Origin of the sequence: Spiroplasma endosymbiont of Nomada ruficornis, assembly GCF_964030795.1 — a bacterium.
Lineage (GTDB): Bacteria > Bacillota_I > Bacilli_A > Mycoplasmatales > VBWQ01 > Spiroplasma_E > Spiroplasma_E ixodetis_A.
The window spans coordinates 1,344,392-1,360,569 of record NZ_OZ034962.1 but is presented as its reverse complement, the minus strand read 5'-3'; the positions used below and the strand labels follow the sequence as shown (position 1 = coordinate 1,360,569).

At 22.5% G+C, this 16,178-nt stretch carries 29 protein-coding genes; 23 read left to right on the top strand and 6 right to left on the bottom strand.

Annotated elements, in window-relative coordinates; genetic code table 4:
* Position 1: 1 nt before the first annotated feature.
* The 6 genes from AAHM79_RS08245 to AAHM79_RS08220 all read right to left on the bottom strand — a co-directional run bounded on the left by AAHM79_RS08245 (position 2) and on the right by AAHM79_RS08220 (position 3,976).
* Entirely contained in the window at positions 2–973 is a 972-nt protein-coding gene (locus tag AAHM79_RS08245) for a serine/threonine-protein kinase (RefSeq protein ID WP_174481523.1), read from the bottom strand.
* Positions 974–1,057: 84 nt separating this feature from the next.
* The gene (locus AAHM79_RS08240; protein ID WP_342257604.1) at positions 1,058–1,807 is read right to left on the bottom strand and encodes a PP2C family protein-serine/threonine phosphatase; all 750 of its coding nucleotides are present in this window, start codon (positions 1,805–1,807) and stop codon (positions 1,058–1,060) included.
* A gap of 11 nt (positions 1,808–1,818) precedes the next feature.
* Positions 1,819–2,595, bottom strand: coding sequence for an RsmB/NOP family class I SAM-dependent RNA methyltransferase (locus tag AAHM79_RS08235; protein WP_342257603.1), 777 nt, complete (start codon positions 2,593–2,595; stop codon positions 1,819–1,821).
* Positions 2,596–2,764: 169 nt separating this feature from the next.
* Entirely contained in the window at positions 2,765–3,100 is a 336-nt protein-coding gene (locus AAHM79_RS08230) for a transcription antitermination factor NusB (RefSeq protein WP_342257602.1), read from the bottom strand.
* 154 nt (positions 3,101–3,254) lie between these two features.
* The gene (locus tag AAHM79_RS08225) at positions 3,255–3,623 is read right to left on the bottom strand and encodes a SemiSWEET family sugar transporter (protein WP_174481526.1); all 369 of its coding nucleotides are present in this window, start codon (positions 3,621–3,623) and stop codon (positions 3,255–3,257) included.
* A gap of 5 nt (positions 3,624–3,628) precedes the next feature.
* On the bottom strand, positions 3,629–3,976 hold the full coding sequence (locus AAHM79_RS08220) for a SemiSWEET family sugar transporter (protein ID WP_174481527.1): 348 nt from the start codon (positions 3,974–3,976) through the stop codon (positions 3,629–3,631).
* A gap of 313 nt (positions 3,977–4,289) precedes the next feature.
* Here AAHM79_RS08220 and AAHM79_RS08215 point away from each other — a divergent pair, with 313 nt between their 5' ends.
* The 23 genes from AAHM79_RS08215 to AAHM79_RS08105 all read left to right on the top strand — a co-directional run bounded on the left by AAHM79_RS08215 (position 4,290) and on the right by AAHM79_RS08105 (position 16,165).
* Positions 4,290–5,240 carry an IS30 family transposase gene (locus AAHM79_RS08215; RefSeq protein ID WP_342257601.1) on the top strand — a complete coding sequence of 317 codons (951 nt, stop codon included), beginning with the start codon at positions 4,290–4,292 and terminating at the stop codon, positions 5,238–5,240.
* A gap of 332 nt (positions 5,241–5,572) precedes the next feature.
* The gene (locus tag AAHM79_RS08210; RefSeq protein WP_338957432.1) at positions 5,573–5,815 is read left to right on the top strand and encodes a hypothetical protein; all 243 of its coding nucleotides are present in this window, start codon (positions 5,573–5,575) and stop codon (positions 5,813–5,815) included.
* A gap of 607 nt (positions 5,816–6,422) precedes the next feature.
* Complete coding sequence (locus AAHM79_RS08205) at positions 6,423–6,554, top strand: hypothetical protein (RefSeq protein ID WP_338958910.1); 132 nt, start codon at positions 6,423–6,425, stop codon at positions 6,552–6,554.
* Between the two features lie 12 nt (positions 6,555–6,566).
* On the top strand, positions 6,567–6,827 hold the full coding sequence (locus AAHM79_RS08200) for a hypothetical protein (protein WP_342257313.1): 261 nt from the start codon (positions 6,567–6,569) through the stop codon (positions 6,825–6,827).
* Positions 6,828–6,890: 63 nt separating this feature from the next.
* On the top strand, positions 6,891–7,085 hold the full coding sequence (locus AAHM79_RS08195; protein ID WP_342257314.1) for a hypothetical protein: 195 nt from the start codon (positions 6,891–6,893) through the stop codon (positions 7,083–7,085).
* Positions 7,086–7,219: 134 nt separating this feature from the next.
* The gene (locus AAHM79_RS08190) at positions 7,220–7,384 is read left to right on the top strand and encodes a hypothetical protein (RefSeq protein WP_338957566.1); all 165 of its coding nucleotides are present in this window, start codon (positions 7,220–7,222) and stop codon (positions 7,382–7,384) included.
* A 2-nt stretch (positions 7,385–7,386) separates the two neighbouring features.
* A complete protein-coding gene (locus AAHM79_RS08185; RefSeq protein WP_338957565.1) occupies positions 7,387–7,824 on the top strand; it encodes a hypothetical protein in 438 nt (145 codons plus the stop codon).
* Positions 7,814–8,134 carry a hypothetical protein gene (locus tag AAHM79_RS08180; RefSeq protein ID WP_342257315.1) on the top strand — a complete coding sequence of 107 codons (321 nt, stop codon included), beginning with the start codon at positions 7,814–7,816 and terminating at the stop codon, positions 8,132–8,134. The genes AAHM79_RS08185 and AAHM79_RS08180 overlap by 11 nt, the downstream gene beginning before the upstream one ends.
* The gene (locus AAHM79_RS08175; RefSeq protein WP_338957563.1) at positions 8,110–8,271 is read left to right on the top strand and encodes a hypothetical protein; all 162 of its coding nucleotides are present in this window, start codon (positions 8,110–8,112) and stop codon (positions 8,269–8,271) included. The genes AAHM79_RS08180 and AAHM79_RS08175 overlap by 25 nt, the downstream gene beginning before the upstream one ends.
* 17 nt (positions 8,272–8,288) lie before the next feature.
* A complete protein-coding gene (locus tag AAHM79_RS08170; protein WP_342257224.1) occupies positions 8,289–8,495 on the top strand; it encodes a hypothetical protein in 207 nt (68 codons plus the stop codon).
* 61 nt (positions 8,496–8,556) lie between these two features.
* Positions 8,557–8,781 (top strand): hypothetical protein, encoded by a 225-nt coding sequence (locus AAHM79_RS08165; protein ID WP_342257317.1) that lies wholly within the window; start codon positions 8,557–8,559, stop codon positions 8,779–8,781.
* On the top strand, positions 8,720–9,214 hold the full coding sequence (locus AAHM79_RS08160; RefSeq protein WP_342257318.1) for a hypothetical protein: 495 nt from the start codon (positions 8,720–8,722) through the stop codon (positions 9,212–9,214). Before AAHM79_RS08165 ends, AAHM79_RS08160 begins: the two co-directional genes overlap by 62 nt.
* A 70-nt stretch (positions 9,215–9,284) precedes the next feature.
* Positions 9,285–9,428: a hypothetical protein gene (locus AAHM79_RS08155; RefSeq protein ID WP_338957559.1), complete on the top strand. Its 144-nt coding sequence runs from the start codon at positions 9,285–9,287 to the stop codon at positions 9,426–9,428.
* Positions 9,421–9,696 (top strand): hypothetical protein, encoded by a 276-nt coding sequence (locus AAHM79_RS08150; protein WP_338957557.1) that lies wholly within the window; start codon positions 9,421–9,423, stop codon positions 9,694–9,696. Before AAHM79_RS08155 ends, AAHM79_RS08150 begins: the two co-directional genes overlap by 8 nt.
* Positions 9,665–9,937, top strand: a complete 273-nt coding sequence (locus AAHM79_RS08145; protein WP_342257221.1) for a hypothetical protein — start codon at positions 9,665–9,667, stop codon at positions 9,935–9,937. The genes AAHM79_RS08150 and AAHM79_RS08145 overlap by 32 nt, the downstream gene beginning before the upstream one ends.
* Before the next feature lie 115 nt (positions 9,938–10,052).
* Entirely contained in the window at positions 10,053–10,436 is a 384-nt protein-coding gene (locus AAHM79_RS08140) for a hypothetical protein (protein ID WP_342257220.1), read from the top strand.
* 15 nt (positions 10,437–10,451) lie between these two features.
* Positions 10,452–10,610: a hypothetical protein gene (locus AAHM79_RS08135; RefSeq protein ID WP_338957552.1), complete on the top strand. Its 159-nt coding sequence runs from the start codon at positions 10,452–10,454 to the stop codon at positions 10,608–10,610.
* Positions 10,611–10,644: 34 nt separating this feature from the next.
* Positions 10,645–10,836, top strand: coding sequence for a hypothetical protein (locus AAHM79_RS08130; RefSeq protein ID WP_342257320.1), 192 nt, complete (start codon positions 10,645–10,647; stop codon positions 10,834–10,836).
* A gap of 16 nt (positions 10,837–10,852) precedes the next feature.
* The gene (locus tag AAHM79_RS08125; RefSeq protein WP_342257219.1) at positions 10,853–11,230 is read left to right on the top strand and encodes a hypothetical protein; all 378 of its coding nucleotides are present in this window, start codon (positions 10,853–10,855) and stop codon (positions 11,228–11,230) included.
* A gap of 18 nt (positions 11,231–11,248) precedes the next feature.
* Positions 11,249–12,433 carry a hypothetical protein gene (locus tag AAHM79_RS08120; protein ID WP_338958609.1) on the top strand — a complete coding sequence of 395 codons (1,185 nt, stop codon included), beginning with the start codon at positions 11,249–11,251 and terminating at the stop codon, positions 12,431–12,433.
* An 11-nt stretch (positions 12,434–12,444) separates the two neighbouring features.
* On the top strand, positions 12,445–14,142 hold the full coding sequence (locus AAHM79_RS08115; RefSeq protein ID WP_342257600.1) for a hypothetical protein: 1,698 nt from the start codon (positions 12,445–12,447) through the stop codon (positions 14,140–14,142).
* A gap of 3 nt (positions 14,143–14,145) precedes the next feature.
* A complete protein-coding gene (locus tag AAHM79_RS08110) occupies positions 14,146–16,038 on the top strand; it encodes a hypothetical protein (RefSeq protein WP_342257599.1) in 1,893 nt (630 codons plus the stop codon).
* A 4-nt stretch (positions 16,039–16,042) separates the two neighbouring features.
* Complete coding sequence (locus AAHM79_RS08105) at positions 16,043–16,165, top strand: hypothetical protein (RefSeq protein ID WP_338957828.1); 123 nt, start codon at positions 16,043–16,045, stop codon at positions 16,163–16,165.
* The last annotated feature ends 13 nt before the right edge of the window (positions 16,166–16,178 follow it).

Here is a 16,178-nt window from a genome sequence, read left to right as displayed (position 1 = left end):
ATTAATATAAAATTAATATGCTTATAATAACACCAATAAGTAATAATATAATTAAAATTAAAGATAATAAAAATTCTTTTTTTAAATAAAATGGTTTTTTTAATTTTTGTGAATTTAAGTAATTTTTCTTAAATAACATATTATTTTTATTTTCCGTTTTTAAACAACAATCTAAATCATTACTCAATTCACTAATTGTCCGATAGCGATCATTAATATTCTTAGCAGTTGCCTTCAAAATAATATTTTCTAAACTTTGTGGAATATTCTTATTAATTTCATGAATTAATGGCATTGGTTCTTTAATATGTTTAGCGGCTAATATTTGTGGATTTTTATGAAAAAAAGGTGGTTTACCAACTAATAATTCATATAATATAATACCCAAAGCATAAATATCACTTTGAATTGTTGGTTTTTGAAATTTTACTACTTCTGGAGCAATATATTTCATTGTTCCTACAACTTGATTAGCGTGTTTTTTAACTTCATAATCATCAATAACAGCAATACCAAAGTCTAAAACTTTAATTGCTCCACTACTAGTTAAAATAATATTTTCAGGTTTTAAATCACGATGAATAATATTGACTGAATGACACGCATTAACCCCTTTTAAAATTTCTTTCATAATAACTATAACTTCATTAACTGATAAAACTGAATAATTACTTAAATATTCTTTTAATGTTTTACCTTCTAATAATTCAAAAACTAAGCATCAATCTTTCTTATCAATAAAAACATCATATACCAAAATAACATTGGGATGTCTAACTCTAGATACTGCTCTAATTTCTTGCAAAAATCGTTCTTTTATTAAGTCATCTAGTGGTGAAATTGGATTAATTACTTTTAAAGCAACTTGCCGATTTAAATATTTATCTTGTGCTTCATAAACTTTAGCCATACCACCCGAACCAATAATTTTTAAAATATGATAACGATTATTCAATAATTTATTTATTTCCATTAGTTTCACCATTACTTTTAAATTTATTTTTTAAAAATTACTAACTTATTTATAATTTATATTTTACACAAAAATATCAAAAGACTAAAATTTTATTTCCATTAATAATGCAGTAACATTATCAGTTGAAACATTAAGTAATGCTTGCTTAATTAATAATTTAACTTTATTATTAATATTTCCATTTTTTTCTAAAATATTAACTATTTCATATTCTTCTAAAAAATCATGAACACCATCACTAGTTAAAAGAAAATATGATGGAATTATTAATGGTAAATGCAAAATATCAGTTTTTAATGGCTTACGTGGACCAAGAGCACTAGTCAATGCCTTTCAATAAGTGTGATTTAAATCAACACTTGATTCTTTAGTTGTATTTTTTTGTAAATATAAATTTAAAATATTATGATCAACTGTTAACTGTTTTAATCCTTGTTCACTATATTGATAAATACGTGAATCACCAATATTTACTAAATAAGCTTTGTTATTAGTAATTAAAATTATTACCATAGTTGTTCCCATATCAAGCGCTTGTTCATTACTTAAACTAAAATTATTCATTTCAATTTGAATAATTTCTATCTTTTCTTGTAATCATGCATGAATTTGTTTATCATGTTTTAATTTAGTAAAATCTGTTGTTTCAAAAAATTTTTTTAACATACTAACAGCCATATTACTCGCCACTTCACCACATTTATGACCACCCAATCCATCACAAACAACACCAATAACTTGTCCAGTGTTATTTGTTAAATATAAAACGGCATCTTGATTATTTTTACGATAATTACCAACATCTGTTTTATAACTAGCATTTATTTTCATAAACTGTCCCCCTATATTCCTTTTTTTAATTTACAAATATAAAATCCATCAGTATTGTTATTAAAACCAAAAAATTGTTTTTCTGCAATGATTGTCATATCTGGGTGATTTTTAACAAAATTCTCAATTTGATTTTGATTTTCTTTAATATTGAAAGTACAAGTAACATACACAACTATCGCTTCAGGTTTTAAAAGTTGATAAGCCTTATTTAATAATTTTGCTTGAACAGTAATTAACTGATTAATTTCTTCTTTACTTCAATTGATAAGTTTAACTTCTGTTTTTCTTTTAATTAAACCTCAAGCAGTACTAGGAGCATCAATTAAAATTTTGTCAAATTTATTATTAAAATCTAATATTGTAGAATCACCATATTTAAGTTTAGTATTTGTTACCCCTAATTTTTTTAAATAAGTAGCACCAATTTTTAATCGTTCTTCATTTATATCACAAGCAACTATCTTACCGTGATTAGACATTAAAGCTGCCATATGGGCTGTTTTACTAGCAATTCCTGCACACATATCTAATACTTCATCATATGGTTGTGGATCTAAAATATGACTAACTAACATACTTGCTTGATCTTGTTTAATAATTTCACCATTTTCATATAATTTTGTGTTAAAAATTGACTTTGAACTAATAATACCATCAGATACTATCTCGCTTAAACAAAAGTTAAAAGATTTATAATTTTCATTGTTTAACACTTTATTAACAGTAGTTTTTAATGTATTAACTCTAAAACTAATTAATGGCATTCTTAAGTTATCTTTTATCAATTGATTTGCAATATTAATACTAAATTGTGATTTTATTAAAGAGTATAATCAACTAGGATAACTATATTTAATTAATTTAATATTTTGTTTACTTTCTTTTTGTAAATTAAATTCTGATCTAAATTCAGTAAAACATAAATCTAATACTTTAGAAATAATAAATGTTAGTTTAATTAATGGTGCTTACTTTTTTTAAAGTATTTTCAATGAAAATTTCTTTATTAGTAATTTCTAAAAAATAGATTTCATATAAAACTATTCATAATAAAATAGTTATGTGAAAAGGAATAGTAATTACTGATTTCAAAACATTTCATATTTGATTTAATATATAATCTAAATAAATTTGATTTTTTAAGGTTCCTAGTACTATCTTTTCAATTGCTTCTTTTTCTGATAATGTTAGATTTTTATCTCGCATCATTTGTGCTAATAAAACATTACAATGACCTTTTTCTAGGATTACTTGTACTAGAATTTTATAAACATCATTTTGAATTATCATTATTTAACCCCACAGAATTTTTAATTATACATATATTATAACTTAAATTATATTTTTAATTTTGATAAGTATTTTACTACTATAACTATTAAAAAATGCATCATTACAATGCATTTTTAGTAATAAATTATTATTTTTTTAAAAAAATAAACTATTAAAAGTTACTCTTTATATTTACTTTACCTTTTCATTTTTTACAATCTTCACCATATTTATACATATTATTAATTTTAATACCAAGAATAATTCCTGATCATATTGCACAAGGTGTATTAGCACAAATTATAACTAAATCTTTCATTAAAATTGTTGATTCAGATCCACCATGATATGATAAATGAATAATGCCCCATAATACTCATAAACTGTTAGCCGTTGTATAAAGAATAAATGTAAGTAAAGAAATACCATCTGTTTTTTTAGTTTTTATTGTTTTTAAAGACTGTGGACAAAATGCTATAACAGCAATAAGTGCTCCAATAATCCCTATTATAGTAATAATTCATCATTCAGTATTTGCCATTATTTTTATTCCTCCAAAGTTTTAGCATTTTCGCCCAACGTTTTCATATTTTTTACTTTAACATAAATAATACAATTAGTTGCAGTCATTGTTACTGTATACGGTATTATTAAGGTAGAACCTCAAATTGCAATTTCAAGAGTATCAGCACCTTCTGGTCACATTACTGGTAATGTTACTGAAAGTATTCCAAATATCAAGAAAAAAAGATTAGCAATATTATAAATAATATAAGTTGATAATATTATATGTTTAGTTTCCTTAGTTTTTATTGTTTTTATTGCTTGTGGAATAAATGTTATAATAGACAATATTCCGGCTAAATAACCTATAATTCCAATAAAAGTTTGCATTTTCATCCTCCATTAAATTTTAAAAATATTTTAGTAGTTTTTTTAAAACTATTAATATACTTATTTCTTGTTTTATTAAAAATAACATTATTTTAATTGTAATCATTTAAAATAGAAAGTGTTTAGTTAATTTTTTTTCAAATAAATCTAAAAAAAATGAAAAATAATTTATAATAAAAAAATAAAAAACCACTAAAATAGTAAAAATTGCTGAATTATACTTGTAAGTGCAAGTAAATAAAATTGCAAAAAATTCTCATATAAAAATTTCATAATGCTAAATTTAGTTTAGAAAAAAGTAAGGAGTTTTTCTATGAGTTATAAACATCTTGGCATAGATGAAAGGATTTATATTGAGAATCAATTGAAATTTAAATTTAAAATTAGTGAAATAGCTAAAAATCTTAATCGAAGTATTAGTACTATTATTCGAGAAATTAATAGAAATAAAGATAATAATCATTATTTTTCATTAATTGCACAAAATAAAGCTGAAAATCGAAAACAATCACATATTAGTTTTCATAAGTTTAAAAATAAGAATTTAGTAAAATATGTACAACAAAAATTACTATTAGGTTGATCACCTGAACAAATTTATGGCAGAATTAAAAATTTTCATAAAGAGTGAGTTATTAGTTTTAAAACAATTTATACTTGAATTTATTTTGGAATGCTTGATAAAGTTACTAGTAAAAATTTAAGCAGAAAAGGTAAAAAACGAAAATCTAAAGAAAATCGTGGCAAGTTTAATGGTAAATCAATTAAAGAACGAGATATAAATGTTAATGATCGTATAACACTTTGTCATTGAGAAGGAGATACTATAGTATCATCACGAGGTAAAAGCAAATCATGTTTAATAACTTTAGTTGAAAGAGTATCACGATTTACTTTAGCAATATTAGTTAAAAACAGAACTACTAAAGTTATTAATAAAAATGTCAGTTATTATTTATCAATTCTTCCTAAAAACATTGTTAAAACTATTACTTTTGATCGTGGCAAAGAATTTTCAAATTGACAACAACTTGAAAAAAATTTAGATGTAAAAATTTATTTTGCCAATCCATATTCACCTTGACAAAGAGGTACTAATGAAAATACTAATGGTTTAATTAGAGAAAAATTTCCTAAAAAATTTATTTTTTCAAAAACTAATAAAAATGAAGTTCATAAATTTATATTGTCTTTAAATCAAAGACCGAGAAAAATACTAAATTATCTTTCACCAATCGAATATTTGGATAGAAAAATAATTTAGTTGCACTTACCTTTACAATTTAGCATTCATTTTTTCAATTATAGACTTAAATTAAGATTTACTTATAATTCAAAAATAAACAATAAATAATAATTTTTCAATTAAAACTATATTCTATAAAAAAATCATTTGTTATCAATTTATGTTATTAACAATATTTTTAATATTGTCATAAATTTAACTTATCATTTTATTTTTTATAAATTTACAAACTAATTTAATGTTCTTACACCATTTCATATTTTTTTAAAATCCTAAATATTATAAATATAATCTATGTTCTAAGTAAATCTTAAATTATGGGAATATATAAAAAAGTATTGGAGTTAAAAATGAAAAAAAATAATTTTATTTATGCGAGATATGATAAAGAAGATAACTGTTTAGGTGTTTATGACACTATGGAAGAAGCAATATTAAAAGTTTACCACATTGATAAAACTAATAAAAAACGCTATTATCAAGCCTATAATAATATTTGTCGTTCTTATCAAAAATATAAAAATAATTTTGGAAATGTTGTTTGTTATGAAGGTTTTTGATTTAAAATACCACTAAATGAAAATGGCTATTAAAATTAAAAAAATAAAATATTTATACTATGAAATGGTTAAGGATACTTAATAAAAATATTGGGAGCGTACCGAAGATGTCGATAAATAAAAATTTTTAAAAATAACTCCTTTCTTTTTTAAACTATTAAATTAAAAAATAAATGACAAAAGACGAGAATAAAATTCTTGTCTTTTTTTGTAATTGTAAAATTTTAAAATTTTTAATAACCGTCTTTAGCACTATTATCAACACGTGTTAGGGAACTAAAAAAGTGAACTACAACATAGTTGTTAAAAATAGTAGCTAGCATGTGGACTTGCATGGATAAATAAAAAGTGGAGTGATACCTAATAAAATATACTAACCAGAAATGGTAATTCTTGGGGTGGGAGCGAATTGGAAACTAGTATATATAGACCCGGAGTGGGGACCAACTATTATTCTTTATTTAACCAACCTTGCCACTACCAAGTGAGCAAGTGTTGGTTTTATTTTTTATTTTTTTTTGAAAAATTTTTGGGCGAGAAAATAAATTTCAAACTTGTAAAAAAAATTGAGCGGGACCGGTTCAATTAAAATATTAATTTGCTAAACGCAAATTAAATAAATATTGAATCGAATGCCTCAATGTTTTTTAAAATTTCACAATTTATTTTTGAGCCCAGAATTGCTGGAATGAATAAAACAAATAGTAGTATTATTAATAATCTAAGAATAAAAATATATGTTCTTTATGCTAGAAGCAACAGAACATATTAGGAAAGGATTATTATGCAAATAGAATTTAAAAAAGAACAAATTGTTAAAGATAAACCACCATCTATTCTTATTGATTATGTTGAATATAAATTATCTCTTCCAAAATGAATGATTAAAAATAATTCTTTTATTGTTGATAACAGTTGCACATATTGAGTTTTTAATTTAGAAAATATTAAAAAAGAATTAAGTGGTAATGAATTAATAAAGTTATTAGAACCATATATTAAAGACCAAAAAATAACTGTTAATAAACCAACTGCTCCAAAATAATATTATCTTAATGATATAAAACTTGAACAATTAACATTTTATGAACAGCATAATAGTTGATTTATGGGTGAAATAACAGATAACAAAACTAAAATTACTAATCCTTGTTTTAAATATAACATTACGTGAGAAGAAAACAGAAAAGGTTTTAAAATAAATAATCCATATAAACATGATGATTTACCAATTAATTATATAGTTACTTCTTATAAGGAAATTTCAACTCATAATGAAAAAGTATTTTTGTTGAACATGTAAACAAAATAAATTAGATTATTTATTCTTTAATACTAATGATATAAAAACAAGAAAATATTTTTTAAGAGATAAAAATAGTAAAGCAATTTGTTATGACTGTATTTTAAATATTAGGTTAAGTAGGAGGTATAAATATGAATAAAGAAAAAATACTTGAATATCTTAAAGATGAATGAGAATGAAATAAAGAAATGAGAGACGATGAAAAAGTAACTAAACTTTGAAAAAGTTGTTTTAATGGAAGATTAAATCTTATATCTCAATTAAATCAAAAAATTAAAAATGGTGAATTTGATTAATAATGCAATATGACTTAATTATTGGGATTGACCCCGCTGGTATTGGTAATAATGGAATTGTTATATATTCAAATGAAACAAATAGGATTATTTATACAGAAACATTCAACACAACACATGTTTTTGAAAGTAAAAATCGTTATAAAAGAATATTATCAATAATCAAAGAACAATTTTTTGAAAACAAAATATTAGTTATTGTAGAAAATTTCTTTTTAAGTTCAAAACAATTATTAACTAATCCATTAGCAACTCCTAAAATTATTGGTTCATTAATGGTATTAGTACAAGATGTTTTCAACTGAGATTATCTAGAAAACCAACCAAAAAATAAAAATAAAATAACAAATTATAAAGGAAATATAAAATTAACAAAACATGAACAAGATGCATATAAACACATTCAATACTATTTAAGGAATTATAAAAATGAAAGATAAAGCCAATTATGTCAAATTAACAGTAAAACTAAGTAACACTATTGAAGCAAAATATTACGAAAAAGGTAATAAAGAATTATATTATAGTGTTCGTGGTCAATGAAATGGTTTAAACTATGTTACTTTAATTTTTAATAATCCAAAATTTTATAACCGATGTATTTTATTAAACAAAAACGATGAAATTATTGTCACTGGTCAAATTTTTAATACTTTAAACATTCCTAAAATCGTGTATTTTGTTCAATTAATGTTAAATGATTTAAAAAATGAAAAGAGTAAAAAATGATATGATGAGAAATTTTATTAATAGCACCAATATTAATAACAAGTATAACACTAATAATATTTTTAATATTTATTATTAAAGAATTAAAAAATGAATATAAAGTATTAAAAATATTAAGTGAAATTGCTAATCAAATTGAAAATAAGGAGAATAAATAATGAAATGTTTTCTTTGCATGCATGGAGAAATATATTCTCCAAAAACCTTGTATAAAATAAAAAAATTGAAAAAAATAATTTACCAAGATAGAGATATTGATAGTGAAGATTTTAAGAAAAGATATGAATATCTTTTAAAAAAATTAGGTGATGGTGATAATCAAATTATTTCAATAAATTTCTTAATAAAGCAAGAAAGAAATAATAGAAAGGAGAATAAATAATGAATAAAGAAGTATGTTGTGAAGATTGTTGTGTATGTGATAAAAAACATGATTTATTTACTTGCGAAAAAAACTGCTGAGAAATGTATGTGAACATTGTTATCAAGGTGATAAAGAACATAGAAATAAAGTTGATGAAATTAATAAATCAAGACATAAAAATTGTATTAATAAAGAAAGATTTATGCAATATCTTAAAAACACATATCGCTTAAACGGATATTATGAAGAAGTTTATAAACCAATTAAAACCAGAATTAAAGACCGGTGATTTGATAATGACTAATTATTTACTTTCAATTGACCCAAGTATTAAAAATACTGGATTTACTTTATGAAAAAAAGTTTATTTACATGATAAATATGATTTTTGAAATTGAAAACCAATATTTGTTAAAAGTTATAATTTAAAAGAATATGATGGACAAAGAAAATTTTATTGAGATATAAAAGTTAATGATAATGAATTGGATTTAATTATTGAACGTGGTACTTTTAATTCAAAAAATGGTATTGGTTATGAAACTCAAGAACATTTACGTGGTTTTATTGCAGGACAATTTAATAAATTATTAACAAAAGATATGTTAATAAGTCCAAGTGAATGAAAGAAATGATATGAACGTTATGACCCACCTATTTTTTGATTAAGACCTTGAGATAAAGAACTAAGTATATATGTTGCTGAAGAAATTATTAAAGAAATAATTGAAATATAAAAATATCAAATCATGATGAAGCAGATAGTTTATTAATTGGTTGATATTATTTAAATAAGGAGAATAAATAATGAATAAAGAAAAATTACTTAAATATATGAAAGATATAATTAAATGAACTAAAAAAATTAATTATACAAACTCTGATTTGGACAAAAATATTTTAAATTTATTAATTGAAAAAATAGAAAAAGGTGAATTTGATAATGACTAAATTAACAGATTTATTTGGTCAAGATAAAATAGAAATATTTTCACCAAATCCCAAAGATTTAACAGATAGTAATGATATAAAAGCAATTATTTTATGAAAATATCCTAATGTTATTGCTGAATATTTAGTTGTTTCTCAACCACATGCAAATACTGCTATTTTAGTTGGTGATAACGTTCACTATACAGGTTGAGTTGAAGTGTTTATTAAACCAAAAAATGAAGGAGTAAATGAAAATGCCAAATGACACGAATGTACAATCAAATAACTATACTTTATTAAAAATAATAAGAATTGGAATAAGTCCATTATCAGCAATGATTGGTACAAGTGCTTATTATGGTCAAATTATTGGTAATCCAGTATTAGGAAGTATTAATGCTTTATTATTTAGTAAAAAGTTAGGAATTGATATATGAAACTTAAATCAAATGCCAAGTACTAAAAAGAAAATATTAAATTCAAGTAAAAAAAATATTATTAGGTTTAGGAACTATTGGTTTAATTAATTATGCAAAATTTACAAAAATCAATCCTAATCCTGAACCACCACCTTGATTAACAACTACTACCACAGAAACACCACCATGACCATTATTATTAACTAATGATAATAAACAACAAATGGATTGAGATACATATATTAGTTTAAGTACTTATGGTATATCAAATCTAATTGGTGGGTTAAGTGAACTAATACCTAATAGATTTGAAGTAATAAGAAAAATATGTAATATGGCAACTAGTGGATGTCTAATTTCAAGTGGTGTAGCTATGGGTATAAATAATGATTTTAATAATGCTTATGCAGTACCAACAATAGTTGCTGGTGCAAGTGAAATTATACATAATTTATTACCTATGGAAACTACAAATTATAATCAAGAAATGCAAGAAACATCATTTACAAATGAAACAAGAAGATTAATTAATAGTGATGCTATTAGTAATAATAGTGGAAGTAGTGATGTTTTATATGAAAGACCAACTACATATGATAGTTTATAAAGGAGATGATAACTAATGAATAAAGAAAAATTGATTGAATATTATAACAATGAAATTCAGACATATAAAGAAAGAATGGAACAATTAAATAAAGAAATATCTTTATTGGTAACTATTATAAGTAATTCAAAATCAATGATTGAAAGAATTAATAATGGTCAATTTGACGAATAATTAAAAATAAATAATTGAAAGGAAATAATTGAAAATGAAAGAATTTTTACATGAATTAATTATTATTGGAACAAGTGTAGGAACATTAATTTGTAGAGAATTAATTGTTTGATTGAAAAGATTTATTACAACTCCAAAACATATTAGAAGAAATAATAAAGTGATGAAACATCAAAAAAAATTAGCAAAACTTAATGAAAAAATTAATGGAAAAGAAAATAAATAATAAAGGTGTGATTTAAATGTTAGAAAATGAAACTAATGTTGAACAAAATACTGAACCTTTAATTGAAAATAATAATTTACAACAAGAGCAAGAAATTAAGATTGTTGAATTAGAAAATAAGTTAAATAAACTTAATCAAGAAATTAAAGAAAAAGAAATAATTAATATATTTAAAAAATATCAAGTTAAAAAAGAATTTTATGAATTTTTAAAATTTAAAACAAGTAATATAGAAAATTCAAAAATTGAAGAAACTATTAAAAAAATGATTAAAGAACAACCACTATTTAAAGAACCAATTAATACAGGTGGTAAACAAGAAACAATATTAACAAATCAAGAAACTTCAATAAAAAGTAGTTTATTAGATTATAAAAAGAAAAATAATTTATAAAAGAAAGGAAAATTTAAAATGCCAAATCCAGTGCCATTTAAACAAAATTTAGATAATACTACAAAATTAGTAGAAACACCTGAATTTATAGAATTTTATAAACAATCAAATAGTCCATGAGCAAGTTTTTTTCCAATTGAAATGGTTAATTCTACAAAAATTGAATTTATAGTTAAAAAACCAAAAGACCCAACATTCAAAATACTTCATTGAAATGATAAAAGTAAAGGATTAGAAGTTGGTTATGTTGATACTGATAAAATTATTAAAGAAATTACAAAAGAAGCTAGTACAGGAGAAATGATTGGTGAAGTTGATTTATTTGCAGATAATGGGCAAAATTTACTAGAAAGTATGCAATATGAAGTTGCTAATGATTTAGCAGATTATTTAGCAAATAATGATACAAATACAATTGCTAAATCTGCCAAAAAAGTAATCATTACTGATACAACACCAGTAGGATATTTAAAATCAATGTTATCAGCATGAAATACTTTATTTCAATTAAGAAATAGTAATAATTGTAAATTTTTTATAACAAATAGTCTTTATGATACTTTAGTTTATTTAGCAGATAATAAAGGTTTAATTACTGATAATCAACTAGCACAACAATTAAGATTAAATGGAACAAATTTATATATTAAAGGTGTATTATGTCAAATTGTTATGGATGATTATATGACATTTAAAAATACTGAAAATAAAAATCAAATTATGAATTTTGTTTTAGCAACACCAAAAGCAATGAAAAGATATATGTTACAACAAACTAGTATATATGTTGAAGATATTAAAGATGGTAAAGTTCCAAAAAGATATTTAGTTGGTGGACAAGTAACAGGAGAATCTATTCCTTATATGTCAAACTCAGAAACAGAATCAAGATGAATGTTATGTGGTATTGTTAATAAAAAATATTTAAGTGAAGAAATTACAACATTAACAACTAATATTACTGCTGATACTACTAAAAAGAATAAATTATTAGATACAACAATTAAAAATACAACTGAACTAAATAATTTAAATCCAAATTTAACAACTCCAATTATTAATTATTTTAGTGATGCCCAAGGTCAAGTGGATGTAAGTAATCAAAACCAAAAAGCAGGAGATTTATATGTAGTAATCACTACTAATGACACTGATAAAAATTATCAAGGTTCAACAAATCCTATAAAAATAACTCTTAAATAAGGATAATTATTATGCCAATTGGTACAACTAGTACAGCAATACTTTTAAACATAAATAAACCAAAACATACTAGAACAAGTCAACAACAAGAACATAAAAGTTGATGATGAGAAATTTTAGAAATGATTGGTGTACAAGTAATAGCAGTAGCACTTGCTCCTTTTACTGGTGGATTAAGTGAAAGTTTAGCACTTGGTTTAGGTGCAAGTGATTTACTTGCTAGTATTAGTGCTGTTGGTGTAGAGTTTTTAACTGATTTTACTATTAATCAAGTTTATGATTATTTAAAAGGAAATGTTACACCATTAAATACTTTTTTTAATATATTACCTGCATTTGCTGGACTTAATAGAATTAGTCGTGGTTATCGTACAACTAAATTTATTAGTTTAGCAGAAAAAACTAAAACATTAGAACAAATTGGCATTAAAAAAGCAAAAAATTTACAAGAAATCATTAGTCAAGTAAGTGGAAAAGAAATTTTAACAGATAAAATTATTGGAAATAAACGTTATTTATTTAATTATAACCATGCTCCAAATCGCGAAACAATAATACAAAATTTAGGTTTTGTTGCTGAAAGACAATATAAAAATAATTTTGCAAAATTAGAAGTACAAGAATTAAAAAATTATTTATTATTACAAAATGAATTAATAAAGTTAAGTCCACAGTTAACTCCTAAATTTAAAATTAAAGATATTGATAAAGCAAACAATTTTTTACAAAAATATAATACTGATTTAAAAGAAGTATTAAAAATGAACCAACATGACTGATTAAATTTAGTTCATACAATACATGCAGAAAATAGATATGGAAAATCTTTAATTTTAGATTTACAAAAAATTCGTGCTAATGCAATTAAATTTAATTTTAAAAATAGTTCAATTCATAAATTAGTATTAAAAGCAAATCAAACTTTTAAATATTTTGATATTAAATTTTATTTTAAAAAAGGTTTAAATAAATTTTGAAAAGATACTTCATATTTTGAAAAAATAAGAATAAATATTTATAAATTACAAGAGAAATTCGAAAAATTAGAAAAACAAGCATTTGAAAAAATTAATAAATTAAAAGAAAAAACAATTGATGTATTTACAAGTGCTGAAAAGAAAGCAATTAAACATGCACAATTAATTCCATTAAATTCACCAGTATTTATGGCTTGTAAAATTCAACCTTTATCATTAGATAAATGTGGAATTACTATTTATCATCGTAATCCTAAATATAAACCAATTGTAGTTATTGATAGTATTATCAAAGCAGAAACTTTTGTTATTCAAATACATCCATTTCATTGATATAGATGATATAGCGGTTGATATATTGGATATGGAGTTAGTCAAAATAAATGATTAAAAAGTATTGCTTTTGCTCTACCAGTTGTACAACAAATGATTAAAGATAGTTTTAAAATTTATAGGCAAATATTAAGGACAATTAGAACTTATCATAAAGTAGTTAATGTTATTAATAATCCTATTGATAATGTCAATAAATCATTTAAAAGGGTGGGTTTAAAATTATCAGTTAATACTGTATTTGGTACTGGATTGTTAAGACATTTAGAAAAATTTGCATATAATCAAGTTGTAAAAAAAGGAAATAAAAAATTACAAAAAGAAATTACACATATATCACATAGAAAAACTAAATCAAAAACCAAACGTTATAAAAAAGCATTTTTTAAGGAATGATAAAATATGATTAATAAACTTTGAACTGGTGTCAGTTTAGAAAATTATAATAACTGATATCCATTAACTGGAACAATTACAGAAACACCACGACAATATATAAATACATGACCAAATGTTGATGATTGATTTAAAACATTTGCTATTCGTGCTCAAAATGATATTAATGCTTATCTTGATTTTATTTTATCTAAATTTCCTTTTGATAGTTTTAAAGATGAATTAATTAAAGAAACTTTAAGAGATATGGTTTATGTTATGGTTGAACATTGAGTATTTAATCGTACACCAATTGAATTTAATGTTGATGCTACTATTCAATTTAATAATGGTAATCAATTTAGTGCAAGTAGTACTCCTACGATTAATATTTGAGATTTAGCACCTAGTAGAATGAAAATATGAGCAAGATTAACAGAATTAAAACAAATATTTTCAAATTATAATAATGATGAAATAGATGTTGAAAAAATTGACTTAAAAGCATTTTATACTAGAAACCAAGTTAATGAATTAATTCAAGAACAAAAAGAATTTACATTATCAAAGCAAATAAAATTATATGATGATACCATTAATGGTAATAAAAATGAAACATATAGGGGACCAGTTACAAATTTAATAAATAAAGGTTATGTTGCAACAGAATATGACTCAAAAACTGAAACTATGATTTTATATTGACCTAATGAAATTGGAACATTACCACCTGATGTTTTACAAAACAATCCACAAATTGGTGATTATACACATGCACCAACTTGTGATTTTTCTGCTAAACAACAAAAACGAATTACTACAAATGAAAATGAAATTACCAAATTAAATAGTGAATTAATTAAAACAAACGAAAATATTAATGATGTTAAAAATAATTGATTTAATATTGAAACTAGTCCCTTATGAAAAAAAGTTGAAAATAATAATATAGAAATATTTAAATGATATTTTATTAAAATCAGTTATCAATATTCAACAGAAAATAACTTTATGAAATTTTATAAAGTAATTAAAATTTATTTAAATAATGTTTTTAACGAATTTGAATTGTTAAATGTTGATTCCATGACTTATGGAGAACAAATACAAAATAAAAATATTTTAAATATTGGAACTATTTACTATAACAATAAAAAGAAACAATTTAGTGGTGGTGGTAATTCTTATCCTGAACTTGGAAAAATTAATTTAATTGGTGATATAGAAGAAATATATCAATATCAAGGAATAGATACACCAACTGAATTTATAGCAGAAGAAAATACTGAACATGATTATTATACAAAACTAGAAACAAATCAATTATTAGATAAAAAACAAGATAAGTTAATTGCTGGTGAAAATATTAAAATTGATGAAAATAATAAAATTAGTGCTACTTGCGGGAAAACTGATTTAACTGATTATTATAAAAAAGAAGAAGTAGATAAAAAATTAGACAATAAAATGGATAAAGACCAATTCAAATATGCTTTTTCTATAAATACTATTGGTACTGAAATTCCTAATTTAGAAACTACTGATAAAACTGTTGCTGGTGCTATTAATGAAATTATCAAAAAACAACCACAACCAATTCCAATTCCTCCAAGTAGTTCAATTTGAAAAGAAGTAGGAATAAGAGAAAAAAATAAATGAGATAATTGACAAATTACTTATGATTTTATAGTTAATAAAAGATATAAAGTTTATTATTCTTGAAATATATATAATAATGTTTTTGCAATTAAAGAATTTATTATAACTAATACAAAAATAGCAGGTGTACCAATAGAAGTTTTTAACAATAATACTAATGTCTTAGTTTTATCAGTACAACACTCAAAATTTATTACTATTTATTCTTTAAAAGGTAGCGATAAAGGTAATACATGAAAAGTAGAAGAATTACAGGAATAAAATTATGATTTGAAAAATTATAAAAATTATTTTAAGTTTAATTGGAGTTTTATTATCTTCTGCTGTTGCTGGTTTAATTATATTTATTATAGTAAAAATTGTCTTAAAAATTAATCAAATATTTTAGAAAGGAGAAAAAA